General features: G+C 68.7%; 25 protein-coding genes. 21 read left to right on the forward strand and 4 right to left on the reverse strand.

All coding sequences use genetic code 11. The features are described 5' to 3' along the window. The first annotated feature begins 16 nt into the window (after positions 1 to 16). The 6 genes from ACSQ2H_RS19630 (at position 17) to ACSQ2H_RS19655 (ending at position 6,949) form a co-directional block, all read left to right on the forward strand. The gene (locus tag ACSQ2H_RS19630; protein ID WP_436063052.1) at positions 17 to 1,495 is read left to right on the forward strand and encodes a M20 family peptidase; all 1,479 of its coding nucleotides are present in this window, start codon (positions 17 to 19) and stop codon (positions 1,493 to 1,495) included. Positions 1,496 to 1,571: 76 nt separating this feature from the next. Further along, a complete protein-coding gene (locus ACSQ2H_RS19635; RefSeq protein WP_436063053.1) occupies positions 1,572 to 2,618 on the forward strand; it encodes a hypothetical protein in 1,047 nt (348 codons plus the stop codon). Between the two features lie 134 nt (positions 2,619 to 2,752). Next, entirely contained in the window at positions 2,753 to 3,364 is a 612-nt protein-coding gene (locus tag ACSQ2H_RS19640; protein WP_436063054.1) for an ATP-dependent Clp protease proteolytic subunit, read from the forward strand. A gap of 4 nt (positions 3,365 to 3,368) precedes the next feature. Beyond that, positions 3,369 to 4,967, forward strand: a complete 1,599-nt coding sequence (locus ACSQ2H_RS19645; protein WP_436063055.1) for an alpha-amylase family glycosyl hydrolase — start codon at positions 3,369 to 3,371, stop codon at positions 4,965 to 4,967. 17 nt (positions 4,968 to 4,984) lie between these two features. Next, on the forward strand, positions 4,985 to 6,085 hold the full coding sequence (locus tag ACSQ2H_RS19650; protein ID WP_436063056.1) for a Rieske 2Fe-2S domain-containing protein: 1,101 nt from the start codon (positions 4,985 to 4,987) through the stop codon (positions 6,083 to 6,085). Positions 6,086 to 6,166: 81 nt separating this feature from the next. After that, complete coding sequence (locus ACSQ2H_RS19655) at positions 6,167 to 6,949, forward strand: alpha/beta fold hydrolase (RefSeq protein WP_436063057.1); 783 nt, start codon at positions 6,167 to 6,169, stop codon at positions 6,947 to 6,949. Here the strand turns inward: ACSQ2H_RS19655 and ACSQ2H_RS19660 are convergent. Further along, a complete protein-coding gene (locus tag ACSQ2H_RS19660; RefSeq protein WP_436063058.1) occupies positions 6,946 to 7,578 on the reverse strand; it encodes a glutathione S-transferase family protein in 633 nt (210 codons plus the stop codon). The two genes, ACSQ2H_RS19655 and ACSQ2H_RS19660, sit on opposite strands and share 4 nt — an antisense overlap. 75 nt (positions 7,579 to 7,653) lie before the next feature. Between ACSQ2H_RS19660 and ACSQ2H_RS19665 the strand changes: the two genes are divergently transcribed. The 6 genes from ACSQ2H_RS19665 to ACSQ2H_RS19690 all read left to right on the forward strand — a co-directional run bounded on the left by ACSQ2H_RS19665 (position 7,654) and on the right by ACSQ2H_RS19690 (position 12,300). Beyond that, positions 7,654 to 9,294, forward strand: a complete 1,641-nt coding sequence (locus tag ACSQ2H_RS19665) for an acyl-CoA dehydrogenase family protein (RefSeq protein ID WP_436063592.1) — start codon at positions 7,654 to 7,656, stop codon at positions 9,292 to 9,294. Positions 9,295 to 9,817: 523 nt separating this feature from the next. Next, on the forward strand, positions 9,818 to 10,036 hold the full coding sequence (locus ACSQ2H_RS19670; protein WP_436063059.1) for a hypothetical protein: 219 nt from the start codon (positions 9,818 to 9,820) through the stop codon (positions 10,034 to 10,036). Further along, positions 10,033 to 10,686 carry a TetR/AcrR family transcriptional regulator gene (locus ACSQ2H_RS19675; RefSeq protein ID WP_436063060.1) on the forward strand — a complete coding sequence of 218 codons (654 nt, stop codon included), beginning with the start codon at positions 10,033 to 10,035 and terminating at the stop codon, positions 10,684 to 10,686. Before ACSQ2H_RS19670 ends, ACSQ2H_RS19675 begins: the two co-directional genes overlap by 4 nt. Before the next feature lie 194 nt (positions 10,687 to 10,880). After that, entirely contained in the window at positions 10,881 to 11,495 is a 615-nt protein-coding gene (locus ACSQ2H_RS19680) for a TetR/AcrR family transcriptional regulator (protein ID WP_436063061.1), read from the forward strand. A 36-nt stretch (positions 11,496 to 11,531) separates the two neighbouring features. Further along, entirely contained in the window at positions 11,532 to 11,735 is a 204-nt protein-coding gene (locus ACSQ2H_RS19685; protein ID WP_436063062.1) for a twin transmembrane helix small protein, read from the forward strand. A gap of 1 nt (position 11,736) precedes the next feature. Next, the gene (locus ACSQ2H_RS19690; protein WP_436063063.1) at positions 11,737 to 12,300 is read left to right on the forward strand and encodes a cob(I)yrinic acid a,c-diamide adenosyltransferase; all 564 of its coding nucleotides are present in this window, start codon (positions 11,737 to 11,739) and stop codon (positions 12,298 to 12,300) included. Here the strand turns inward: ACSQ2H_RS19690 and ACSQ2H_RS19695 are convergent. Then, on the reverse strand, positions 12,297 to 12,599 hold the full coding sequence (locus ACSQ2H_RS19695) for a hypothetical protein (protein WP_436063064.1): 303 nt from the start codon (positions 12,597 to 12,599) through the stop codon (positions 12,297 to 12,299). The genes ACSQ2H_RS19690 and ACSQ2H_RS19695 overlap by 4 nt on opposite strands. A gap of 159 nt (positions 12,600 to 12,758) precedes the next feature. Between ACSQ2H_RS19695 and ACSQ2H_RS19700 the strand changes: the two genes are divergently transcribed. Then, positions 12,759 to 13,505, forward strand: coding sequence for an electron transfer flavoprotein subunit beta/FixA family protein (locus ACSQ2H_RS19700; protein ID WP_436063065.1), 747 nt, complete (start codon positions 12,759 to 12,761; stop codon positions 13,503 to 13,505). After that, complete coding sequence (locus ACSQ2H_RS19705; protein ID WP_436063066.1) at positions 13,505 to 14,449, forward strand: electron transfer flavoprotein subunit alpha/FixB family protein; 945 nt, start codon at positions 13,505 to 13,507, stop codon at positions 14,447 to 14,449. Before ACSQ2H_RS19700 ends, ACSQ2H_RS19705 begins: the two co-directional genes overlap by 1 nt. Before the next feature lie 84 nt (positions 14,450 to 14,533). On the opposite strand, the gene ACSQ2H_RS19710 is transcribed toward ACSQ2H_RS19705, so the two are convergent. Then, positions 14,534 to 14,902 carry a hypothetical protein gene (locus ACSQ2H_RS19710; protein WP_436063067.1) on the reverse strand — a complete coding sequence of 123 codons (369 nt, stop codon included), beginning with the start codon at positions 14,900 to 14,902 and terminating at the stop codon, positions 14,534 to 14,536. Positions 14,903 to 15,024: 122 nt separating this feature from the next. On the opposite strand from ACSQ2H_RS19710, the gene ACSQ2H_RS19715 reads away from it, so the two are divergent. From ACSQ2H_RS19715 to ACSQ2H_RS19740, 6 genes are all read left to right on the forward strand, one after another. Next, a complete protein-coding gene (locus ACSQ2H_RS19715; RefSeq protein ID WP_436063068.1) occupies positions 15,025 to 15,903 on the forward strand; it encodes a LysR substrate-binding domain-containing protein in 879 nt (292 codons plus the stop codon). Positions 15,904 to 16,036: 133 nt separating this feature from the next. Next, the gene (locus ACSQ2H_RS19720; RefSeq protein WP_436063069.1) at positions 16,037 to 16,915 is read left to right on the forward strand and encodes a 3-hydroxybutyryl-CoA dehydrogenase; all 879 of its coding nucleotides are present in this window, start codon (positions 16,037 to 16,039) and stop codon (positions 16,913 to 16,915) included. Between the two features lie 101 nt (positions 16,916 to 17,016). Further along, entirely contained in the window at positions 17,017 to 18,327 is a 1,311-nt protein-coding gene (gene tipF, locus ACSQ2H_RS19725) for a flagella assembly cyclic-di-GMP phosphodiesterase TipF (protein ID WP_436063070.1), read from the forward strand. Between the two features lie 46 nt (positions 18,328 to 18,373). Continuing rightward, positions 18,374 to 19,237 carry a TIGR01459 family HAD-type hydrolase gene (locus ACSQ2H_RS19730; protein ID WP_436063071.1) on the forward strand — a complete coding sequence of 288 codons (864 nt, stop codon included), beginning with the start codon at positions 18,374 to 18,376 and terminating at the stop codon, positions 19,235 to 19,237. Between the two features lie 41 nt (positions 19,238 to 19,278). Further along, positions 19,279 to 19,707 (forward strand): MaoC family dehydratase, encoded by a 429-nt coding sequence (locus ACSQ2H_RS19735; protein ID WP_436063072.1) that lies wholly within the window; start codon positions 19,279 to 19,281, stop codon positions 19,705 to 19,707. 4 nt (positions 19,708 to 19,711) lie between these two features. Beyond that, positions 19,712 to 20,647 carry a bifunctional riboflavin kinase/FAD synthetase gene (locus ACSQ2H_RS19740; RefSeq protein ID WP_436063073.1) on the forward strand — a complete coding sequence of 312 codons (936 nt, stop codon included), beginning with the start codon at positions 19,712 to 19,714 and terminating at the stop codon, positions 20,645 to 20,647. Here the strand turns inward: ACSQ2H_RS19740 and ACSQ2H_RS19745 are convergent. After that, positions 20,644 to 21,036: a GreA/GreB family elongation factor gene (locus ACSQ2H_RS19745; RefSeq protein ID WP_293405693.1), complete on the reverse strand. Its 393-nt coding sequence runs from the start codon at positions 21,034 to 21,036 to the stop codon at positions 20,644 to 20,646. The genes ACSQ2H_RS19740 and ACSQ2H_RS19745 overlap by 4 nt on opposite strands. Before the next feature lie 594 nt (positions 21,037 to 21,630). On the opposite strand from ACSQ2H_RS19745, the gene ileS reads away from it, so the two are divergent. After that, positions 21,631 to 24,543 (forward strand): isoleucine--tRNA ligase, encoded by a 2,913-nt coding sequence (gene ileS, locus ACSQ2H_RS19750; RefSeq protein ID WP_436063074.1) that lies wholly within the window; start codon positions 21,631 to 21,633, stop codon positions 24,541 to 24,543. The last annotated feature ends 2 nt before the right edge of the window (positions 24,544 to 24,545 follow it).

Below are 24,545 nucleotides of genomic sequence, written 5' to 3' on the forward strand. Positions count from 1 at the left end.
CAGAGGAGAGGGACCCATGAAACTCATCGGCAAGATCGCCTTGGGACTGGTCGGGCTGGTCATACTGCTCGCGGCCATAGTCGTGATCAGGACGCTGACCTACAAGCCCGACGCGGGCGCGGACCTCTCCAAGGTGAAACTGGCGCCGACGGTGGCGATCGACACCGCCAAGGCCGCCGAGCATCTGTCCCAGTCGATCCAGTTCCAGACCATCAGCCACCAGGACAAGGCCGACAACCAGCTCGGCGAGTGGGACAAGCTGCACGCCTGGCTGCAGACCACCTATCCGGCCGCGCACGCGGCGATGACCCGCGAGGTCGTGGCCGGCCATACGCTGGTCTACACCTGGGCCGGGTCCGACCCCGCCCTGGCGCCGGTGGTGCTGATGGCCCACCAGGACGTCGTGCCGGTGACGCCCGGCACCGAGGACGACTGGAAGCATCCGCCGTTCGGCGGCGTGATCGCCGAGGGCTCGGTCTGGGGCCGCGGCGCGATCGACGACAAGGGCTCGCTGGTCACCCTGTTCGAAGGCGTCGAGGCGCTGGCCCAGCAAGGCTACAAGCCCAAGCGCACGCTGATCCTGGTTTCGGGCCACGACGAGGAGGCCGGCGGCACCGGCGCCCAGGCCGTCGCCGACCTCTTCAAGTCGCGCGGGATCAAGGCCCAGTTCGTGCTCGACGAAGGCATGGCGATCATCTCCGACAATCCGATCACCGGCGACCAGGTCGCCTTGGTCGGCATCGCCGAGAAGGGCTACGCGACGCTGATGGTCACCGCCGAGGCGGAAGGCGGTCACTCCTCGGCCCCGCCGGCCGATTCCGGCGGCGTGCTGACCCTGGCCCGGGCGGTGACCAAGATCGCCGAGGACCAGGCGCCGATGAGGCTCGACGGTCCCGGCGGCATGATGATGGAAAGCCTCGCGCCGCAGGGCTCGTTCCTGATCCGCATGGCGATGGCCAACCGCTGGCTGTTCGAACCGCTGATCATCAAACAGGCCGCCGCCACGCCGGCCGGCGCGGCCCTGCTGCACACCACCATCGCCCCGACCATGCTGAAAGGCAGCCCCAAGGAGAACGTGCTGCCTCAGGACGCCACCGCCTGGATCAACTACCGCATCGCGCCGGGCGACAGCTCGGCCGGGGTGCTGGCGCGTGCCAAGGCCGCGGTAGGCGCGCTGCCGGTGACCTTCGCCTGGAGCCGCACGCCGAACGAGCCCTCGCCGGTTTCCTCGACCACCTCGGAGGCCTGGAAGATGGTCGCGGCCCTGGCCGGCGACACCGCCAAGTCGCCCGTCGCGCCTAGCCTGGTCACGGCCGGCACCGACAGCCGCTATCTGGTCGGCGTGGCCGACGACGTCTACCGCTTCCAGCCGATGGTGTTCTCGCTGGAGACCATCAAGATGATCCATGGCACCAACGAACATATGAGCCTGGAGAACCTGGACCGCGCGGTGCAGTTCTACGCCCGGCTGATCGCCACCAGCACGGCCGGTTAGCACCTACGCCGCATCGACAAGCCGCCCGGATTGCGACACATCCGGGCGATCGTCCACCGCGCGGACCGCGACCCGAATGCTGAACTGGATCTACTCGACCCTTGGCGAGGCCTGGGGTCCGCTGCGGCTGTTCAATTCGTTCTTCTTCCTCTCGGGCGCGGGCTTCGCGGTCTGCGCCCTGGGCACGTGGCTGCTGCTGCCCAAGCTGTGGGGCCTGCTGCCGACCGATCGCGGCCGCGCCTTCGCAGTCAACGCCGAACTCAGCGTCGGCAAGCCGGTCAGCGCCGGACTGATCTTCGTGATCATCTTCTGCCTGGCCAGCATGGTGTTCGTGCCGCTGACCGCCAAGCCGCTGCTGACCGTGCCGTTCATGCTGGCGGCGCTGATCGTCGGCTATCTGGACGACCGCCGCGGCGGTTTCAGCGAGTACCAACTGGCGATCATGGACGCGGCCATCGCGTTCGGCGCGGCGGCCGTCATCTACGGCTTCCAGCCGGTGCAGATCTGGCTGCCGGGCTGGAAAGGCGTGCTGACCCTGGCGCCGTGGATCTCGATCCCGATGGCGGCCGGCGTGATCTGGCTGTCGATCAACGCCACCAACTGCTCGGACGGCGTCGACGGCGTCTCCGGCAGCCTCAGCGGCACGGCGATCCTGCTGCTGGGCGGCCTGCTCTACACGGTGATCGGCAACGAGGCGGTGGCCGGCCACCTGCACATCCCGCTCAACCGCGACGGCGCCAACTGGGCGATCATGGCCTTCCTGATGGTCGGCTGCATCGCCGGCTACCTCTGGTACAACGCCCCGCCCAGCCAGGTGCTGATGGGCGACGCCGGCTCGCGCCCGATCGGGCTGCTGATCGGCATGCTGGTGGTCGCCACCAACAATCCGCTGTTCCTGCTGCTGATCGGCTCGGTGCTGCTGCTGAACGGCGCGACCGGCCTGGTGAAGGTGGCGCTGATGCGGTTCTTCGGCCTGAAAGTGCTGTCCAAGGTGCGCTTCCCGCTGCACGACCACGTCCGCAAGGAACTCGGCTGGTCGAACAGCCAGGTGCTGGTGCGCTTCATGCTGCTGCACCTGGGGGTCTCGGCGCTGCTCCTGCTGCTGGCGCTCAAGGTCCGCTGACGGAAACCACTTCGTCAGATAAAGCGCCTACAGACACCTTCCCCGCGCAATATCGACCCTTGCGCGGCCTTCGGGCTCTTGCGAAGCGCCGCTGCGCATCGCACGTTCCGGACTAACCGAATTGGAGACCCCATATGCGTAACTGGCGCCTGGACGAAGACGACGACAGCGAAGACGGCGCCCGCAAGCCCGACATGCCGATGACGGCCGGGCCTGTTCAGAACGCGCTCTACAAGTCGCGCACCGTGCTGGTGTTCGGCGAGATCGACATGCGCCTGGCCGAGCGGGTCACCGCCCAGCTGCTGGCCCTGTCGGCCGAAAGCGACAAGCCGATCAAGGTGGTGATCAACTCGCCCGGCGGCCACGTCGAGAGCGGCGACACCATCCACGACATGATCAAGTTCTGCGGCCCGCAGGTGAAGGTCATCGGCACCGGTTGGGTGGCCTCGGCCGGCGCGCATATCTTCCTGGGCGCGAGCAAGGAAAACCGCCTCTGCCTGCCCAACACCCGCTTCCTGCTGCACCAGCCGATGGGCGGCGTCCGCGGCCAGGCCAGCGACATCCAGATCGAGGCCGAGGAGATCGTGAAGATGCGCGAGCGCGTCAACCGCATGATCGCCAAGGAAACCGGGCATCCGTACGAGAAGATCGTCAAGGACACCCAGCGGAACTTCTGGATGAGCGCCGAGGCCGCCGTCGAGTACGGCCTGGTCTCGAAGATCATCCACAACGCCACCGAGGCCTAAGAAGATGGCCGCGCCCTGGTGGAAGGGCGCGGTCGTCTACCACGTCTATGTGCGGAGCTTCTTCGACTCCGACGGCGACGGCCACGGCGACCTGGCCGGGGTCCTCGCCAAACTGGACTACATCGAGAGCCTGGGCGTCGACGCCATCTGGCTCTCGCCTGTCCACCCCTCGCCCAACCGCGACTGGGGCTACGACATCTCCGACTACGAAGGCGTCCAGCCCGACTACGGGACGATGGACGACCTGCAGGCGCTGATCGATGCGGCGCACCGGCGCGGCCTGAAGGTCATGCTGGACGAGGTGCTGTCGCACACGTCCGACGAACATCCCTGGTTCGTCGAGAGCCGCGACGGCGGCGCCGAGGGGCCCAAGGCCGACTGGTACGTCTGGGCCGACCCGGCCCGGGACGGCACCGCGCCCAACAACTGGCTGTCGGTGTTCGGGGGGCCGGCCTGGGCCTACCAGCCGGCGCGCCGCCAGCACTATCACCACAAGTTCCTGCGCCAGCAGCCGAAGCTGAACTGGCGCCATCCGGAGGCCAAGGCCGCCGCCCTGCGGGTTCTCGAGTACTGGCTGGACAAGGGGATCGACGGCTTCCGGCTCGACGTCGCCGGCACCTTCCTGCACGACGACACCCTGACCGACAATCCGGCGGTGCCGGCCGACCAGCGGCTGCGCCGCCACTGGGCGCACGCCAGCGAGATGCAGCGTCACCTGCACGACTCCAACCTGCCCGAGAACGTGCCCCTGCTGGACGAGATCCGCCGCCGGGTGGACGCCTTCGACGAGCGCTTCGTGTTCGGCGAGTTCTCGGAGGAGGAGGAGCGCTGCGGGGCCTACTGCACGCCGCAGGAGGGCCTGCACTCGGCCTACACCTTCGTGCTGCTGCATGCGCGGCGGCTGTCGCCGGACATCTTCCGCGACCACTACGACACCCTGGACCGGTTCCCCGGCCACTGGCCGTGCATCTCGTTCTGCAACCACGACATCCCGCGCACCGCCACGCGGTTCGGCGGCGGCGAGGCGATCGCCCGGCTGATGCTGGCGCTGCTGCTGACGCTGAAGGGCACCGTGCTGCTCTACCAGGGCGAGGAACTCGGCCTGCCCGAGGCCCAGAGCCTGACCCGCGAGGAGATCCGCGATCCGGTCGGCGATCTCTACTGGCCGATCGCCAAGGGCCGCGACGGCTCGCGCACGCCGATGCCGTGGACCGAGGGGACCAACATGGGCTTTTCGGCCGGCAAGCCGTGGCTGCCGCTGGCGGTGGAGCACGCCGGGCTGTCGGCGGCGAGCCAGGAGGCGGCGGCCGATTCGACCCTGGCCTTCACCCGCGCGCTGCTGGCCCTGCGCCGCGACGTCCCGGCCCTGGTCGCCGGCGACCTGGAAATGGTCAGCGCGCCCGAGCCGCTGCTGGTGTTCGTCCGCCGGGCGGGCGACGAGCAGATCGCCTGCGTGTTCAACATGGGCGCGGCCCCGGCGGTGTTCGGCGACGAACGGCTGGCCGGCGCGCAGATCCTGGAGCCCGGCGCGGGCGAGGCGAACCTCGATGGAGCCGCCCTCCACATGGGCGCCCACTCGGCCAGGTTCCTGCGGCTCGCGTAACGCGGTAGAAGGCGCCCATGCCCGACGGCGACGCCAAAACCTCACCCACCGCCGACACCAAGTTCGGTCGCGGCTTCCTGCATGACATCTGGTACTTCGCCGCCCTCTCGGGCGACCTGAAGGCCGGCAAGCTGCAACGCTACGAGATCCTCGGCGAACCGATCCTGCTGGGTCGCGACCGGGCCGGGAAGGTCTATGCGCTCAAGGACATCTGCCCGCACCGGGCCGCGCCGCTGTCGGCCGGCAAGCTGACCCGCGAGGCCGACGGCGCCGAAAGCGTCGAGTGCCCCTATCACGGCTGGCGCTTCAAGACCGACGGCGCCTGCGCGGCGATCCCCTCGCTGGTCGACGACCAGGCGATGGACGTCAGCCGCATCCGGGTGCGCAACTATCCCGCGGCGGAAAGCCAGGGCCTGGTGTTCGTCTGGATCAGCGGGGATCCGCGCTTCACCGGCGAGCCGAGCGAGCCGCCGCCGGTGTTCCCGGGCGTGGTCGGCGGCGGCCCCAAGCTGGTCGACCGCATGGACTTCGACGCCCATATCGACCACGCGGTCGTCGGGCTGATGGATCCGGCCCACGGCCCCTATGTGCACCAGCAATGGTGGTGGCGCTCGACCAAGAGCCAGCACGAGAAGGCCAAGAAGTTCGAACCGCGCGAGCAGGGCTTCGCCATGGTGCGGCACGAGCCGAGCAAGAACAGCCGCGCCTACGCCATCCTGGGCGGCGAGCCGCTGACCGAGATCACCTTCCGCATCCCGGGCCTGCGCTGGGAGCATGTGACCGTCGGCCAGCGCCAGGTGCTGTCGCTGACCTGCCTGACGCCGATCAACGAGGGCAAGACCCGGATCACCCAGATCGTCTGGTCCGATCACCCGGCGTTCCTGGTGCTCAAGCCGTTCATCGCCGCCGGCGCGCGGGCCTTCCTGCGCCAGGACGGCGACATGGTGAACCTGCAGAACGAGGGCCTGCGCTACGATCCCTCGCTGCTGTGGATCGACGACGCCGACCGTCAGGCCAAGTGGTACCAGCAGCTGAAGCGCGAATGGACCGCGAGCCGGAAGGCGGGGCGGCCGTTCGAGAACCCGGTCGAGGCCGCCACCCTGCGCTGGCGCAGCTGACCGGGACTTGCCATCGGCGCGCACCGCGGGTCTGTTGAACCGTTATTTTGACGGCCTATTCAGATCGAGCGCATTGCGACCATGGATTTCACGACCAGCGACGGCTTCACGATCAGCTATGACGACAACGCGCCCGACAACTACGAGCGGGCGATCCTGCTGGTCCATGGCTTCACCTCGAACCGCAACGAGGGCTGGAAGCGGACCGGCTGGTACGCGGCCCTGGAGCGCCGGCGCTTCCGGGTGATCGCACTGGACCAGCGTGGGCACGGCCAGAGCGGCAAAGCCTATGAGCCGACCGCCTACCTGCGTGAGAACCTGGCGCGCGACGTGGTCGAGCTGATGGACCACCTCGGCGTCAACCGGGTCGACCTGTTCGGCTATTCGATGGGCGCGCGGGTGGCCGCGGCGGCCGCCGTGGCCGCACCGCACCGGTTCTCGAATCTGATCCTGGGCGGGGTCGGCGACAAGATGCTGAGCGAGCGGCCCTCGGCGCGCGGCGACGTCATGGCGAACGCCATGCTGGCCGACGATCCGGAGACCATCACCGAGCCGTTCCTGAAGAGCTTCCGCCAGTTCGCCGACGAGCAGGGCGAGGATCGCCGCGCCCTGGCCGCCTTCGTCCAGGCCGAGAACCCGGCGCTGGACACCGAGGGCTTTGCGACCCTGCCGATGCCGGTGCTGGTCGTCGCCGGCCAGCGCGAGTCCAACGGCGACCCGGAACTGCTGGCCCAGGCGTTCGGCGACGGCCGGGGCGTCGTCATCCCCGGCTGCGACCATTTCTCGGCGATCCCGCACGCCCTCACCAAGGCCGCCGTCTTCGACTTCATCGACGGCGTGCTGGACGATCCCTGGGCGCGCTAGTCCTTCGGTCCGAGGTTGTAGGGGCCGCCCTTCTCCAGCGCCTTGCGATAGGCCGGGCGGTCCTGGAAGCGGCGGACCCAGGCGGCGATGTTCGGATAGGTCGCGAACTGGCCGAAGGCGCCGGCCACCTCGCCGACGAAGCTCATCTGGACGTCGGCGGCGGTCAGGTCCTTGCCCATCAGGTAGTCGCGGCCCTCGAGCGACCGCTCGACATAGCTGAGGTGGTTGGCGATCTCGCCCTGGATGCGCGGCTGCAGCGGCGCGCCGGCCTCGCCCAGGCGGGCGACGTACATGTTGAGCATCAGCGGCAGCATCGCCGAGCCCTCGGCGTAGTGCAGCCATTGCTGGTGCGCCTCGTGGTCGGGCGTGCCGACCGGCGGCGCCAGACGGCCGGCAGCGTGATGGCGCAGGACGTAGTCGATGATCGCGCCGGACTCGGCGATCGTCGCGCCGTCCTCGGTCACCACCGGCGACTTGCCGAGCGGATGGACGGCGGTCAGTTCGGGCGGCGCCAGCCGGGTGGTCGCGTCGCGCTGATAGGCCTTGATCTCGTAGGGGAGCCCCAGCTCCTCCAGCAGCCACAGGATGCGCTGCGAGCGCGAGTCGTTGAGGTGATGGACGACGATCATGGCGCTTCCTCCGGTTTTCACTTGGCGTAGCGTCACCGATGACGTGCGGCAAGCATGCCCTATAGTCAGGCCGCCATGATGCTTGCGAACCTTACCGGCCTGCTGGCCGACGCCGCCGACGCCGCCGAAACCTATGTCGCGCAAGCCCGCCGGGCGGTGAGCGATCGTGTAGCCGGCGGTGGGCGGCTGGATCGCGACGCCCTGGACCGCGAACAGCACGTCGCCCATGGCCTGGCCTGGGCGGCGGCCTATGCCGAGACCCTGCGCCAGACGGCCGCCTGGGCCGGCGAGCTTGCGGCCGAGAACCGCCTGGGCGAGGCCGAGGCCCTGCCCGCGCAGCTGCTGGCGTACGAGTATCTGAGCCAGCTGGCCGGCGGCCTGCCGATGAACCAGGGCGAGACCTTCCGGCCGGCCGACCTCGGCCTCGACGCCGCGCCGCTGGCGCCGGCGATCGCCGCCCTGGCGCCGGGCGCCTCGCAGGCGGTGAAGAACCGCATCGTCGAGCTGCTTGAGACCGCTCGCGGCCGCCCGTCGCTGGAGACCAGCGGCCTGGACGAAACCCTCGAGCACGTCCGCGACCAGTTCCACGCCTTCGCCGAGGAGAAGATCGTTCCGTTCGCTCACGGCTGGCACCTGCGCGACGAACTGATCCCCCTGCCGCTGATCGACGAGCTGGCGGCGCTGGGCGTGTTCGGCCTGACCGCGCCGGAGGAGTACGGCGGCTCGGGCCTAGGCAAGGTCGCCATGTGCGTGGTGTCCGAGGCGCTGTCGCGCGGCTGGATCGGCACCGGCTCGCTGGGCACCCGCTCGGAGATCGCCGCCGAGCTGATCCTGGCGCACGGCACCGACGACCAGAAGCGAGAGCTGCTGCCGGCGATCACCAGCGGCGAGATCATTCCCACCGCCGTCTTCACCGAGCCGGAGGCCGGCTCCGACCTCGGCTCGCTGCGCACGCGCGCCGTGCGCGAGGGCGAGACCTGGAAGGTGACCGGGGCCAAGACCTGGATCACCCATGCGGCGCGCGCCGACCTGATGACCCTGCTGGTCCGCACCGACCCGGCGTCGAAGGACCACCGCGGGCTGTCGATGTTCCTGGCGGCCAAGCCGCGCGGCACGGCGGGCGATCCCTTCCCGGCGCCCGGCATGAGCGGCGGCGAGATCGGGGTGATCGGCTATCGCGGCATGAAGGAATACGAGATCGCCTTCGACGGCTTCTCTGTGCCGCACGAGCGGCTGCTGGGCGGCCAGGAGGGCCAGGGCTTCGTGCAGCTGATGGCGACGTTTGAGAGCGCCCGCATCCAGACCGCCGCCCGCGCCATCGGCGTGGCGCAGTCGGCCCTCGACCTCGCCGTCGACTATTCGATCGCGCGCCGGCAGTTCGGGCGGCCGATCTCCGACTTCCCGCGCGTGGCCAACAAGCTGGCGATGATGGCGGCCGAGCTGGTCGGCGCGCGGCGGCTGACCTGGTTTGCGGCCCGGACCAAGGACGAGGGCCGCCGCTGCGACCTGGAGGCCGGCATGGCCAAGCTGGTTGCCGCCCGCATCGCCTGGGCCTGCGCCGACAACGCCGTGCAGATCCACGGTGGCACCGGCTTCGCCAGCGAGCAGCCGGTCAGCCGCGTGCTGGCCGACGCGCGAATCCTCAACATCTTCGAGGGCGCCGGCGAAATTCAGGCCCAGGTCATCGCCCGCCGACTGCTCGACGGCGCAAACTGATAGCGCCGATATTTTGGCGCACCTTGTGCCAATACTGGCGGCCTGCCCGACTACACGATTTCTTGAAGACACCCCGGTCCGTCCCGGCTGGTCAGGTCCGCCGCCTCACAACCGTGCACGTTACTGGTGCTCGCCTTGGACTGGCGTCCAGTTTGACCTGAGCATCATCTCCAGACTTCGCCGCGAAAAATCCGCGTTTCGGGGTGAGGTTTCCGCTGGGTCAAACGTCTTGGGTGTGCACCACCGCCGCACACCGGCCATACGCAGAGCGAGAATCCGCCTCGCCGAGCGAGGTTTCGCGAGCATGCTCAGCGAGCCGTGGTTTTTTGGACTGGCGGGAGCCCGACAGACCAAGTTCGGATTCTGCAGCAAAACGCCGGTCTGCGACGCTGCGCCACACGGTAAAGCCCGGTGCGCCACGCTACATGCTGCCAACATACATACTTTGCGAAACAAGTTCGCTGAACACGCTCAACCAAACCCATCGCTTGGACCCGCCGGGCTGAGGGGCTAAGAGGAATCAGTGGTCATGACGACCTGCGTCACCGCCGTCCGTTCCCCCGCGGGCGGCGATCTAGCCGTAGAAAACCCGAACCAGCTCATCGCTGAGTTGCGCGACGCGGCCCAATTGGGACTGCGCTTCGCGCGGCAAGGCGCCGAGCGGATCGCCAAGGTAGTGAAAGAGTATTGCGTAGAGTTCGAACAGCCGATGGCGCTGGCTACGGCGAGGATCGCCCGATGAAACACGTCTCCAGCAACATCGAAGTCGCCGGCGAGACCCAGGTCCGCGTTCCGACCCGCCGCGCGCTCGCCAAGCAACAGACCCGCACCAAGGTGCTGGCAGCCGCCCGCCGCCTGTTCTCGGAGGCCGGTTACGAGGGCGCGACTATCCGTGACATCGCCGCCGAGGCCGGCATGTCGACGGGCGCCGTGTTCGCCAACTTCACCGACAAGTCGGACCTGTTCCGCGAGATCATGGTCGCCGACATGGAGGCCCTGGTCGAAGCGATGCGCGAGGGCGCCTCGCGCGGTCGCGGCGTCGACGACACGCTGCTGAAGCTGTTCGTGGCCGGCTACGCCTTCTACAAGACCCGCCTGCCGCTGGCCCGCGCCGCCTTCGGGATCTCCTGGATGCCCGAGCAGGGCCAGGAACTGCGCAGCCTGCCGCCGGTGCTGGAACTGCAGGAACTGTTCACCGAGCAGCTGACGCTGGGCGTCGAGCGCGGCGAGCTCTCACAGGAAGCCGAAGTGAAGCTGCGCAGCCAGATGCTGTTCGACTGCTACCTGGCCAACTATCAGGAAGCGATCTTCGGCGGCTGGAGCCTGGAGGCCCTGCAAGCCAAGTCGAAAGACCAGATCCGCGTGCTGCTGGCCGGCGCGCGCCGCGGCTAAGCAGCCGACTAGACTGATCAGGGCGAGATCTGTTCCAGACGGATCAGGTCTCGCCCTTGCTGTTCCTGGGGTTTTTCGGGGTTCAGCTCCGCGGCGAGTTGTCGCATCTTCTCACATCACGAATTCCTGAAGCAGGATTCGCCCTAAGCAAATGCCCGGGGCGCCTGCACGGCCATGCAGGCTGGGGGGAACATTTGAGCGTACGTAAGTCCCAGAAAGAGGCGACGCGTCAGCGCGTGCTTGATGCTGCTCGGGATCTTTTCGAGTCCAAGGGCTTCGACGCCACCACCGTCCGCGAAATCGCCAGTCAGGCGGCGGTGTCGGTCGGCAGCGTATTCACCACCTTCTCCTCCAAGAACGACATCCTCAGCCAGGTCATGGCCGACCGGCTGGATGCGCTCTATGCCGAGCTCGACCGGCTGGCGCCGCACCTGCGCGGCTCGACGCCCGATCGACTGCAATCGATCTTCGCCATCCACTACGCCTTCGAGACCCGGCGCACGCGGCTGTTCCTGGCCCACATTGCGGCGGCCTACAACTGGACGCTCAGCCCCTCCAGCCGTCCCTATGGCCGCAATCCGCGGCTGCGGCTGGTGATCCGCGACTGCCTGGCCGACGGAATCAAGCGCGGCGACGTCGATCCCGCCACCGATCTGGAAGTGGTCGTCGACGCGCTCATGGCGTCCTACGCCTGGACCTATCGGCTGGCCGCCTGGGAAGACGCCGACGCCGAGACCATGGGCAAGGTGATGGACCGCCACATCGGCCTGATCGCCAGCGGATTTCGCCCGGCTGCGACAGCGAACTGATAGGCCCGCGGCCACGATCTCGGCTAAGATCGCGCCATGAACATCTTCACCTACCTGATCCCCATCAGCCTGGCGGCGGTGACCATCACCCTGTTCGTCGGACTTTTCGCGCTGTTCCGCGGCGGCGACTTCGGCCGCTCGTACTCGAACAAGCTGATGCGGCTACGCGTGGCGCTGCAGGCGCTCGCCATCGCCATCCTGGTGCTGGCCGTGTGGTGGCGCGCCAAGTTCGGCGGCTGATTTGGTCACGCTCAACAAGATCTACACCCGCACGGGCGACGCCGGGACCACGCGCCTGGCCACCGGCCAGCCCGTCTCCAAGTCGTCCCTGCGGGTCGAGGCCTATGGCGCGGTCGACGAGGCCAACGCCTGTCTGGGACTGGCGCGCCTGCACACCGAGGGCGAGTTCGACGCCATGCTGGCGCGGGTGCAGAACGAGCTCTTCGACCTGGGCGCGGACCTGGCCACGCCGCCGCAGGAGGGCGAAGTTCACGCCTTGCGGATGGTCCAGACGCAGATCGACCGGCTGGAGCAGGAAATCGACGCGATGAACGCGGAGCTGCCGCCGCTGGCCTCGTTCATCCTGCCGGGCGGAACCCCGGCCGCGGCGCATCTGCACCTGGCGCGGACGGTGGCGCGTCGGGCCGAACGCATCGCCGTGGCCTTGGTCGAGTCAGGCGAAAACGTCGGGCCGGAGGCGATGAAGTACCTAAACCGGCTGTCGGATTTCCTGTTCGTGGCCGCGCGCCACGCCAACGACCGCGGCGCAGCCGAGGTGTTCTGGCAGTCCGGCGCCACGCGTTAGGGCTGGGGTTCGGCCTTCGCCTTGGGCGCGGCGGCTTCCGGCGCCTTATCGGCACGGACCTTGGCGGCGTCGGCCTTGGCCTCGGCGCGGGTCTTGTCGTTCTTGATCACCCGGCCGGTGATGTCTGAAATCAGGATCGGGCTGGCGCAGGTACGGCTGCGCCAATCCCACCAGTCGCCCGCTTCCTCGCACTTCTGGCCGGGCCACACCCAACCGACGTGATAGACGAGCGTCCCGGCGCTGAGGACGATGAAAAGGCCGAGGAAGATCAGCTTCAGCCGGTCGATGGTACGGTTCATGACGTGCTTCTAGTCTTCGCTTCGGGAGCCTGCTAGCGGCTTCGTTCGCCGAAAATGCGGCGAACTGTGATCCCTCGCCGACTTGCAATGCTCGGCGGAACCGTTATGCCGCATCCGACCGAATTTTTCACAAAAACAAATTTGAGGCGCTAGCGACCCATGAAGGTGTTGGTCCCGGTCAAACGGGTGATCGATTCAAACGTCAAGGCCAGGGTGAAGTCCGACCAGTCGGGCGTCGACCTCGCCAATGTGAAGATGTCCATCAATCCCTTCTGCGAGATCGCAGTCGAGGAGGCCGTGCGCCTGAAGGAGAAGGGCGTCGCGACTGAAGTGGTGGTCGTCTCCATCGGCCCGGCTCAGGCTCAGGAAACCCTCCGTCAGGCTCTGGCCATGGGCGCCGACCGCGCCGTGCTGATCCAGACCGACCAGGATCTGGAGCCGCTGGAAGTGGCCAAGGTGCTCAAGGCGGCGATCGCCGAAGAGAACCCGAACGTGGTGATCATGGGCAAGCAGGCCATCGACGGCGACAACAACGCCACCGGCCAGATGCTCGCGGCCATCCTCGACTGGCCGCAGGCGACCTTCGCCTCGGCGATCGAGCTGTCGGCCGACACCGCCAAGGTGACCCGTGAAGTCGACGGCGGCCTGCAGACCATCGAGGTCGGCCTGCCCGCCATCATCACCGCGGACCTGCGCCTGAACGAGCCGCGCTACGCTTCGCTGCCGAACATCATGAAGGCGAAGAAGAAGCCGCTGGACGTCAAGGAAGCCGCCTCGCTCGGCGTCGACCTGAAGCCGCACCTGAAGGTCCTGAAGGTCGCTGAGCCCGCGAAGCGCTCGGCCGGCATCAAGGTTGAAACCGCCGGCGACCTGGTCGCCAACCTGAAGACCGCGGGGGTGCTCTAATGGCTGTTCTCGTCATCGCCGATCACGACAACGCGTCGCTGAAGGACTCCACCAACAAGACCATCACCGCCGCGCTGGCCCTGTCGGGCGACGTGGACGTGCTGGTCGCCGGCAAGGACGCCAAGGCCGCGGCTGACGCCGCCGCCAAGGTCGCCGGCGTGCGCAAGGTGCTGCTGGCCGAAAGCGACGAGCTGGGCCAAGGCCTGGCCGAAGCCGTCGAAGCCACCGTCGTTCCGCTGATGGGCGGCTACGACGCGGTGCTGACCCCGGCCACCTCGCAAGGCAAGAACTTCAGCCCGCGCATCGCCGCCAAGCTGGACGTCGCGCAGATCTCGGAAATCGTCGAAGTGGTCAGCGCCGACACCTTCGTGCGCCCGATCTACGCCGGCAACGCCCTGGAAACCGTGCAGTCCTCGGACGGCAAGAAGGTCATCACCGTGCGCGCCACCGCCTTCAAGGCGGCCGGCGAAGGCGGCTCGGCCTCGGTTGAAAACGTCGCCGCCGGCGCCGTCTCGGCCAAGGTGAAGTTCGTCGACCAGCAACTGGTGAAGTCGGCCCGTCCGGAACTGGCCGGCGCCAAGATCGTCGTCTCCGGCGGTCGCGCCATGGGTTCGGCCGAAGAGTTCCAGAAGGTCATCGAGCCGCTCGCCGACAAGCTCGGCGCGGCGGTCGGCGCCTCGCGCGCCGCGGTCGACGCGGGCTACGCCCCGAACGACTATCAGGTCGGCCAGACCGGCAAGGTCGTCGCCCCGGAACTGTACATCGCCGTCGGCATCTCCGGCGCGATCCAGCACCTGGCCGGCATGAAGGACTCCAAGGTCATCGTCGCAATCAACAAGGACGGCGACGCGCCGATCTTCCAGGTCGCCGACTTCGGCCTGGTCGCGGACTACAAGACCGCGGTGCCGGAACTGATGGACGCCCTGTCCGCGGCCGGCAAGTAAACCGGACGAGGTTCCAGGAACCAAACGATCAAGGGGCGGCCCCGCAAGGGACCGCCCCTTTTTCATGCCCGCCCGCCAGTGGGGCTAGCGGGTGGCGATGGCTTCCGCCGCGGCCGGCGTGCCGAGGGTGAGGGTGATTTCGCGCCCGGCCACGTCGACCGGCGCGACGTCGGTGCGCAGGTTCTTCAGCGCCGCGACGACCTGGTCGTCGAGTTCGGCGGAGCCGCTGGAACGGGCGATGCGCAGGCCGCTCAGGCGGTCGGCGTGCACGCGGCCGCGCACGGCCACGCTGCGCTCGCCGAGATCGACGTTGCGGGCGGCGAGACGTTCGCCGGCGTCGGCAGTCGCCGAGGCGACAAAGGTCTGGACGTCGGCCGGCGCGGCGAGCGCGCTGGTCAGCGGCGCAACCAGCAGCAGGCCGGCCGCGCTCAGCATCAGAAGCTGGGCTTTCATGGAGAGTTCCTGGGCTTGTGAGGGTTGGGGAGGTGCGGCCGCCCCATCGATATGCGCCCGCGCCACGGCCGATACGAACGATCAATGTTGCTCAAGGTTGTTAGCCGGCCTAACAACCACGCATGATCCGCCTACCGCCGTTCTTCGCGCTTCGCGCCCTGGCCGCTGCGGCCCGCCGCCGCAGCTATAGCCGCGCGGCCGAGGACCTGGCCGTCACCCATGGCGCGGTGAGCCAACAGATCCGCAAGCTGGAAGCCGAGCTCGGTGCGCGCCTGTTCGTGCGCCAGGGCAACGCCATGATCCCGACCGCCGCCGCCGAGCGGCTGGCCGGCGAGGTCGAGCGGGCGCTTGGCGTGCTGCAGGCCGGCGTCGCCGACTTCCGGCGCGCCGCCGACCACGATCCGCTGGTCGTCAGCCTGGACCCGCAGCTGGCGGCCCGCTGGCTGCCGGCGCGGTTGCCGCGACTGCTGGCTGACCCGGCGGGCGCGAACATCGACTTCATCGCCGAGGAGCGGATGGCGAACTTCGTCACAGACGGCGTCGACGTCGGGGTCCGCTACGGCCTGGCCCGGGAGCCGGGCCTGGAGACCGCCCTGCTGTTCCGCGAACGGCTATTCCCGGTGGCGAGCCCCGCCCTGGCGGCGGCGCACGACATCAGCACCCCGGCCGACCTGCTGACCGCGCCGCTGCTGCGCCACCGTCACCGTCCGTGGAGCGTCTGGTTTGGCGCGTTTGGTCTGGAGGATCCCGGCCGCGGGATCGAACTCGAGGACTCGATCATGCTGCTGGAATCGGCGGCCCAGGGCATGGGCGTGGCCCTGGCGCGGGGCGCGCTGGTCGAGCAGGACCTGGCCAGCGGCCGGCTGGTGCAGGTGCTGCCGCAGGCGGTCGGCAACGAATTCGCGTTCTATCTGGTCTGGCGGGGCGACAACCCGAAACTTCACCGGATACACGCATTGCGCGACTGGCTGACGGCCGAGGCCGCCAGGGGCCAGCCCTGAATCCTTGATCCGCCAAAGGGCTACGCTGCGTCGCAGCAAAAGCCTTGGCTTGTGCGCGGTTCCGCATGTTAGAAACCCGTCGCAATCGGGCGCGCAGGGGAGTGCGCCCAGGTCATTCGAGGCTTATTTCGGCATGGTTCAGATTAAGTCGGTCGGCATCATCGGCGCGGGTCAGATGGGAGCGGGCATCGCCCACGTCTGCGCGCTGGCGGGATACGACGTCCTGCTGCACGACGTCAGCGAAGATAGAATCCAGACCGGTCGCTCGCTGATCGAGAAGAACCTCAGCCGCCAGGTCGTGAAGGGCGCGATCGCCCAGGACGCGCTGGACGAGGCGATGGCGCGCATCAAGCCGGCGCCGGAACTGCAGACCATCGGCACGACCGATCTAGCCATCGAGGCGGCCACCGAGAACGAAGAGGTCAAGAAGACCATCTTCAAGGCGCTGACGCCGCACCTCGGCCCGGACACCATCCTCGCCTCCAACACCTCGTCGATCTCGATCACCCGCCTGGGCGCGGCTTCGGACCGTCCGGAGCGCTTCATCGGCCTGCACTTCATGAATCCGGTGCCGCTGATGAATCTCGTCGAGATCATCCGCGGCATAGCGACGGACGCGGCGACCTACGAGACCGCCGTCAACTTCGCCAAGTCGCTGGGCAAGACCACCGCCAACGCCGAGGATTTCCCGGCCTTCATCGTCAACCGGATCCTGGTGCCGATGATCAACGAGGCGATCTACACCCTCTACGAAGGGGTCGGCACCGTCGACGCCATCGACACGGCGCTGAAGCTGGGCGCCAACCATCCGATGGGCCCGTTGGAACTGGGCGACTTCATCGGCCTCGACACCGTGCTGTCGATCATGAACGTGCTCTACGAAGGCCTGGCCGATTCCAAGTATCGCCCCTGCCCGCTGCTGGTGAAGTACGTCGAGGCCGGCTGGCTGGGCCGCAAGGCCGGCCGCGGCTTCTACGACTATCGCGGCGAGAAGCCCGTCCCGACGCGGTAATCCACCGTCGAACGCTTCAGAAACGTGAAGCGTTCGTTAATCCGTTCGACTTGTCGACGCGACGCATCCGATAATCCAAGTGATTCGGATTCTGCGGGCTCATGCGACAGTTCACCTCGGTGGCGCTCTCCGCCACCTATCTCTGTCTAGCGCTGATCGTCGCCCTGCTTCTGTGGCGGAACGGGGGCGGCTGGGCGCCTGGCGTCGCCGCCCTGGTCGGGGGCCTCGGCCTCTGCTTCGCCGTGCACGGCCTGGTGGCTCAATCCCTGAAGATGCGCGCCCTGCGCAAGGAACTCGACGCGGTGCGCGAGGCCCAGCGGGTGATGCTCGCGCAGATGGAGCAGGTCGACGCCCGCATGACCGAGGTCGCCGAGGCGGTCAGCGACGACGCCGGCCGCTCCGAGGCTCTGGAGGGCGAGGTCCACATGCTGGAGGACCTGGTCCAGCGGATGGGCCAGCGCCTGGAAGAGCGGGTCAGCGCCAGCGCGCTGCACGCCCGCCACGAACCCAATCCGCGCCGTCACCACCAATCGGCCGCGCTGCTCGACACCGTGCGCGAGGCGCTGGCCGAGAACCGGGTCGATCTCTACCTGCAGCCGGTGGTCGGCCTGCCGCAGCGGCGCACCGTCTTCTACGAGAGCTATTCGCGCCTGCGCGACGCCACCGGCCGGGTGCTGATGCCCGCCGAGTACCTGACCGTCGCCGAGCCCGAGGGCCTGGTCACCTCGATCGACAACCTGCTGCTGTTCCGCTGCGTGCAGATCGTCCGGCGGTTGGCCAAGCAGGACCGCAAGGTCGGCATCTTCTGCAACATCTCGATCGCCAGCCTGGCGGACGAAAGCTTCTTCCCGCAGTTCCTCGACCTGCTGGCCGCCAACCGCGACCTCGCCGGCGCGCTGATCTTCGAACTGGGCCAGGCGGCGTTCGACGCCCGCGGCTCGGTCGAGGCGCGCAACATGGGCAAGCTGGCCGACCTCGGCTTCCGCTTCTCGCTCGACAAGGTCACCGACCTGGACATCGACTTCCAGGACCTGGCCCGTTCGGACGTGAAGTTCCTCAAGATCGCCGCGCCGTTCCTGCTGGACGAGCTGGCCGAGACCGACGAGGGCCTGATCCTGCGCTCGCTGCCCGACCTGGCCGCCCAGGACTTCGCCTCGCTGACCCGTCGTTACGGCGTCGAGATCGTCGCCGAGAAGGTCGAGAGCGAGCGCCAGATCGTCGACATCCTCGAGCTCGACATCGCCTACGGCCAAGGCCACCTGTTCGGCGAACCGCGCGCCATCCGCGACGCGGTGCTGGCCGAGGCCGACGGCCCGGTCGCCGAGCCGGCGACCTATGACGAGCCGCCGGTCCGCACCCGCGGCGGGGTCGGCGTCCTGGCCCGCCGCCGCGCCGCCGCCACCCGGATCTGACGCGCCGCATTGACCGGCGCGCGCCGGACCGTTACCGCCCCTGCCCATGACCGCGCCCCTTCCGATCACCGGCCTCTCGGCCGTCGCCGACCGCTACGACGTCCTGCTCTCCGATGTCTGGGGCGTGATCCACAACGGACGCGAGAGCTTCGCCGCCGCCTGTGCGGCGCTGAGCCGCTGGCGGGCCGAGCGCGGCCCGGTGATCCTCATCTCCAACGCCCCGCGCCCGTCGAGCGCCGTGCACAGCCAGCTCGACCAGCTGGGCGTCCCGCGCGAGGCCTGGTCGGCGTTCATCTCGTCCGGCGACGCCACCCGCATCCTGCTGGGCGGCCGCGCGCCGGGCCCGGCCTGGGCGATCGGCCCGGAAAAGGACGCCTCGCTGTACGAAGGCCTCGACCTGGCCTTCGCCGGTCCCGAGGACGCGGCCTTCATCTCCTGCACCGGTCCCTATGACGACGACGTCGAGGGCCCGGACGACTACGAAGAGCGCTTCAAGATCGCCCTGGCGCGCAAGCTGCCGATGATCTGCGCCAATCCCGACATCGTCGTGCAGAAGGGCGACCGGCTGATCTATTGCGGCGGGGCCCTGGCCCAGCGCTACGAAGAGATGGGCGGCGAGGTGATCATGGCCGGCAAGCCGCACGCGCCGATCTACGACCTCTGCCTGACCGAGGCGCAGATGCTGCTGGGCCGGCCGCTGGATCGCGCGCGGGTGCTGTGCATCGGCGACGCCGTCGCCACCGACGCCAAGGGCGCGAACGACCAGGGCCTGGACGTGCTGTTCGTCGCCAGCGGCATCCACGGCGCCGAGACCATCGGGCCGGACGGCGTCGATGCGGCGGCCGTCGAGACGCTGCTGGCCAAGGACGGCGCGCGGGCGACCTACGCCATCTCCGATCTGGCGTGGTGAGCAAAAGCCGCTAACTAGTGGCGGTGAGAGGGAGCGCACGCGTGCAGGGGCTTTACTTCGAGGACTTGAGCGTCGGCCAGAGCGCCGAGACGACCAAGATCGTCGGCGCCGCCGACGTCGAGGCGTTCGCCGCGGTGTCGGGCGACACCAACCCGGTGCACCTCAATGAAGACTATGCGCGGACCACGCCGTTCCAGGGCCGCATCGCCCACGGCATGCTGTCGGGCGCCTACATCTCGGCCGTGCTCGGCACCAAGCTGCCCGGCCCCGGCGCGATCTACCTGACCCAGTCGATGCGCTTCCGCCGGCCAGTGAAGATCGGCGACGCGGTGGTCACCCGCGTGACCGTCCAGGCCCTGGACGAGCGGCGCGGCCACGTGACCCTGACCACCGTCTGCCAGGTCGACGGCAAGACCGTCGTCGACGGCGAGGCCGTGGTCGCGGCCCCGCGCCGGCCCAAGGACGCCTGAGGCCATGCGCATCGTCCACGGCTGGAAGGGGCTCGACGCCGCCGACAAGGGCGCGTCCGTGGCCTACGGCAATTTCGACGGCGTGCACCGCGGCCACCAGCGGGTGATCGCGCAGGCCGCCAAGGCCGCCCAGGCCATGAAGGCGCCGCTGGGGGTGATCAGCTTCGATCCGCACCCGCGCCAGATCTTCCAGCCCGACGCGCCGGCGTTCCGGATCATGGACACCGATCAGCAGGCCCGCGCGCTGGATGCGCTGGGCGTCGACGTCTTCTACGTGCTGCCGTTCGATCAAGAGATGGCCAACCTGACCGACCGCGAGTTCGCGACCCAGGTGCTGGCTGAGGGCCTGGGCGTGCGCCACGTGGCGGTCGGCTTCGACGTCTCGTTCGGCAAGGGCCGCACCGGCAGCCCCGAGCTCATGGCGGCCTATGGCCGCGACCTCGGCTTCTCGGTCTCGGTGGCCGAGGCGCTGGGCGACGGCGCGGACAAGTTCTCGTCCACCGGCGTGCGCGCGGCGCTGCGCGAGGGCCGCCCGCAGGACGCCGCGGCGATCCTGGGCCGGCCGTTCGCGATCGAGGGCGTGGTCGAGCACGGCCGCAAGCTGGGGCGCACGATCGGCTTCCCGACCGCCAACGTCGCCCTGACCGACTACGTGATCCCCAAGCTCGGGGTCTACGCCACCCGCACCCGCCTGCCCGACGGCCGCGAGATCGCCGGCGTGGCCAATATCGGCGTCAACCCGACCGTCCCCGGCGAAATCGCCCCGCGGCTGGAGGTCTGGCTGTTCGACTTCTACGAGGACCTCTACGACCAGGTCATCGAGACCGACCTGGTCGCCTATCTGCGTCCGGAGGAGAAGTTCGACAGCATGGACGCGATGGTTCAGCAGATCCACGCCGACGCCGCCCAGGCCCGGGCGCTGCTGCTTCCCGAGTTCTAGTCCTCGATCGACAACACTTCGATCTCGCGCAGGCGGGCGTCGGGCGCCTCCCAGCGGAAGACGTCGCCGACCGACAGGCCGATCAACGCCGCGCCGACCGGAGCCAGCACCGAGATGCGGTTCTCGTCCACGTCCGCCTCGCCCGGCAGGCCGACCCGCACCGTGCGGTCGCGCTTCAGGATCAGGTCGCGATAGGTGACCTTCGAGCCCAGCCGCACGAACTTCGAGCGGCGGTCGGTGTTCGGGACGATGGAAAACCGCTCGAGCTCTTCCAGCAAAATGCTGGCGCCGGGCATCGGCGAGCGCGAGGCCGAACCGATGGCGGCGAGCTTTTCGAAATCGGCTTCGGTGACCCGCACCTTGGGGCGGGCCTTCATCTTGGCGGCCATGGGATGGCTCCTCTCTTGGGTTCGTCAGGCCGCGCTGGGCGGCGGATCGTCGTCTGGATCGCTGCGCGCCGGAGCCGCGGGCCGCCTGGGAAAGGCGATCACCTTTGGCTGAACCGGCTGAATACTGGGCGCACGGGAAAGATCACCCGCAGTATCTGCGGGCGACGGCGGAGGTTTTTGCATGTCACGATACTCCCCGCGGCGTCAGGCCGCGGCTCGAAGACCAGTGATCAGGATTTCGGATGAAAGCATCCCCGAACTCGCGGCGCGCAGCCGCTATGAGTTCGGGGCTAGTCTCCTTCGACTAGGCGTCCCGCATGGTGCGCTCGGCGCGGCATGTTCATGCAAATACACATCCTGATCCGATCCTGACCGGCCGGAGGGGCGATGTCAAATTCCCTGGCGGCGGCCGCGGGCACGGGCAAAGGGGCTCGCGCGCACCGGCGCCCTCTGCTACAGCCCCGGGACATGACTTCGGTTCGGAAACCCCTGCGAATTATTCGCCCGGCGTGACGCCGCCGGACGATCGATCCAGCGCGCGCCGGGTTCCACCCGCTTAAGTCCTCAAGCTCCGAGCCAAGCTGGAAAGTCCCCATGGCCGACGACGCCGAACTGCCTTCGCGCGACTATCGCGAAACCGTCTTCCTCCCGGAAACCCCGTTCCCGATGCGCGCGGGCCTGCCGCAGAAGGAGCCGGAGATCCTGGCCCGCTGGGCGAAGGCCGACCTCTACAACACCGTCCGCGCCGAGCGGCAGCGCGCCGGCGCGCCGCTGTTCGTGCTGCACGACGGCCCGCCCTACGCCAACGGCGCGATCCACATCGGCCACGCCCTGCAGAAGACCCTGAAGGACTTCGTGGTCCGCTCGCGCTTCCTGCTCGGCTACGACGTCGACTACGTGCCGGGCTGGGACTGCCACGGCCTGCCGATCGAGTGGCAGATCGAGAAGGAGCTCAAGGAGAAGGGCCGCCGCAAGGACGAGGTCTCCAAAGCCGAGTTCCGCGCCCGCTGCCGCGAGTACGCCGCCCACTGGATCGACGTGCAGCGCGACGGCTTCAAGCGCCTGGGCGTGATCGGCGACTGGGAAAACCGCTACGCGACCATGGACTATTCGAGCGAGGCCGCGATCGTGGCCGAGTTCCACAAGTTCGTGGCCAGCAGCCAGCTCTATCGCGGCTCCAAGCCGGTGATGTGGAGCCCGGTCGAGCGCACCGCCCTGGCCGACGCCGAGGTCGAGTACCACGACCACGTGTCGCCGACGATCTGGGTGAAGTTCCCGGTGGTCGAGGGCAGCGACGCGGCCCGCGGCGCCAGCGTGGTGATCTGGACCACGACGCCCTGGACCATCCCGGCCAACCGCGCGATCAGCTACTCGGACTCGGTCGACTACGCCGTCTATCAGGTCGAGGCCATGGAAGAAGGGCTGGAGTTCGAGCCCTGGGCCAAGGCCGGCGACCGGCTGATCGTCGCCGACAAGCTGGCCGAGGACGTGTTCAAGGCCGCCAAGATCGCCAGCTGGCGCCGGATCGAGGCCGTCGACTGCCAGGGCATGGTCTGCGAACACCCGCTGGCCGCGCTCGACACCCACTACGCGTTCCAGGTGCCGCTGCTGGACGGCGACCACGTCACCGACGACGCCGGCACCGGCTTCGTGCACACCGCGCCGGGCCACGGCGCCGACGACTACCTGGTGTGGCTGGCGCACGGTCATCGCGACATCCCCGACACCGTCGATCCGGACGGCGCCTACTATCCGCACGTGCCGCTGTTCGCGGGCCTGAAGGTGCTCGAGACCGAGGGCAAGAAGGCCGGCAAGTTCGGCCCGGCCAACGGCGCGGTCATGGAAAAGCTGATCGAGGCCGGACGCCTGCTGGCGCGCGGGCGGATGGAGCATTCCTATCCGCACTCGTGGCGCTCCAAGGCCCCGGTGATCTTCCGCAACACCCCGCAGTGGTTCATCCGCATGGACGAGCCGGTGGACACCCCGCAACTGGGCGGCCGCACCCTGCGCGAGACGGCGCTGGAGTCGATCGAGGCCACGGCCTTCTATCCGGCCGGCGGCAAGAACCGCATCCGCGCGATGGTCGAGACCCGCCCCGACTGGCTGATCAGCCGCCAACGCGCCTGGGGCGCGCCGCTGGCCATGTTCGTCGACAAGGAGACGAACCAGCCGTTGCACGACCCTGAGGTCGACGCCCGCATCATCGCAGCGATCGCGGCCGAGGGCGCCGACGCCTGGTTCAACCGCCCGGTCACCGACTTCCTCGGCGCCCACGATCCGGACCGCTACGAGAAGATCGACGACATCCTCGACGTCTGGTTCGACAGCGGCTCGACCCACGCCTTCACGCTCGAGAACCGCGAGCACACCAAGTGGCCGGCGGACCTCTATCTCGAAGGCTCCGACCAGCACCGCGGCTGGTTCCAGTCCTCGCTGCTGGAAAGCTCGGGCACCCGCGGCCGTGCGCCCTACGACGCCATCCTCACCCACGGTTTCACCATGGATGAGAACGGCGAGAAGATGTCGAAGTCCAAGGGCAACGTCGTCGACCCGCAGGCGGTGATCCGCGAGTCCGGGGCCGAGATCATCCGCCTCTGGGCGGCGATGATCGACTATTCGGACGACAGCCGCATCGGCAAGACCGTGCTGCAGACGACCGCCGACGCCTATCGCAAGCTGCGCAACACCGTCCGCTACATGCTGGGCGCCCTAGCCGACTACTCGCCCGACGAGGCGGTCGAGCTGGAGCAGATGCCGCCGCTGGAGCGCTTCATCCTGCACCGGCTGTGGGAGTTGGACGCCCAGGTGCGCGCCGGCTACGAGGGCTACGTCTTCCAGGACGTGATCCGGCCGATCATCGAGTTCTGCCAGAACGACCTGTCGTCGCTGTTCTTCGACATCCGCCGCGACAGCCTCTACTGCGACCGCCCCGACGCCCTGCGTCGGCGCGCCGCCCGCACGGTCATGGACGCGGTGTTCGAGCGGATCACCGCCTGGCTGGCCCCGCTGACGCCGTTCACGATGGAAGAGGCCTGGACCACCCGCTATCCGGACGCGATCTCCAACTGCTTGCGGCAGATCCCGGAAACCCCGGCCGATTGGCGCAACGACGCCGAGGCCGAGCGCTGGGCCAAGGTGCAGCAGGTGACCGGCGTGGTCACCGGCGCGCTGGAGGTCGAGCGCCGCGAAAAGCGCATGGGCGCGGCTCTCGAGGCCGCCCCGGTGGTCCACGTCGCCGACGCCGGCCTGCTGGCCGCCTTCGAGGGCCTGGACGCCGCCGAGGTGTTCCGCACCAGCCAGGCGACCCTGGTCGCGGGCGAAGGCCCGGCCGGCGCCTTCCGGCTGGCCGAGGTTCCCGGAGTCGCCGCCGAGCCGTTGAAGGCCCAGGGCGCCAAGTGCGCCCGCTCGTGGCGGATCCTGCCGGAAGTCGGCTCTGATCCGCGCTATCCGGACCTGTCCCTGCGTGACGCCGACGCGGTCGCCGCCTGGGACGCTGCGCGGGCTTGAGC

It is taken from the genome of Phenylobacterium sp. LjRoot97 (assembly GCF_964254345.1).
Classification (GTDB): Bacteria; Pseudomonadota; Alphaproteobacteria; order Caulobacterales; family Caulobacteraceae; genus Phenylobacterium.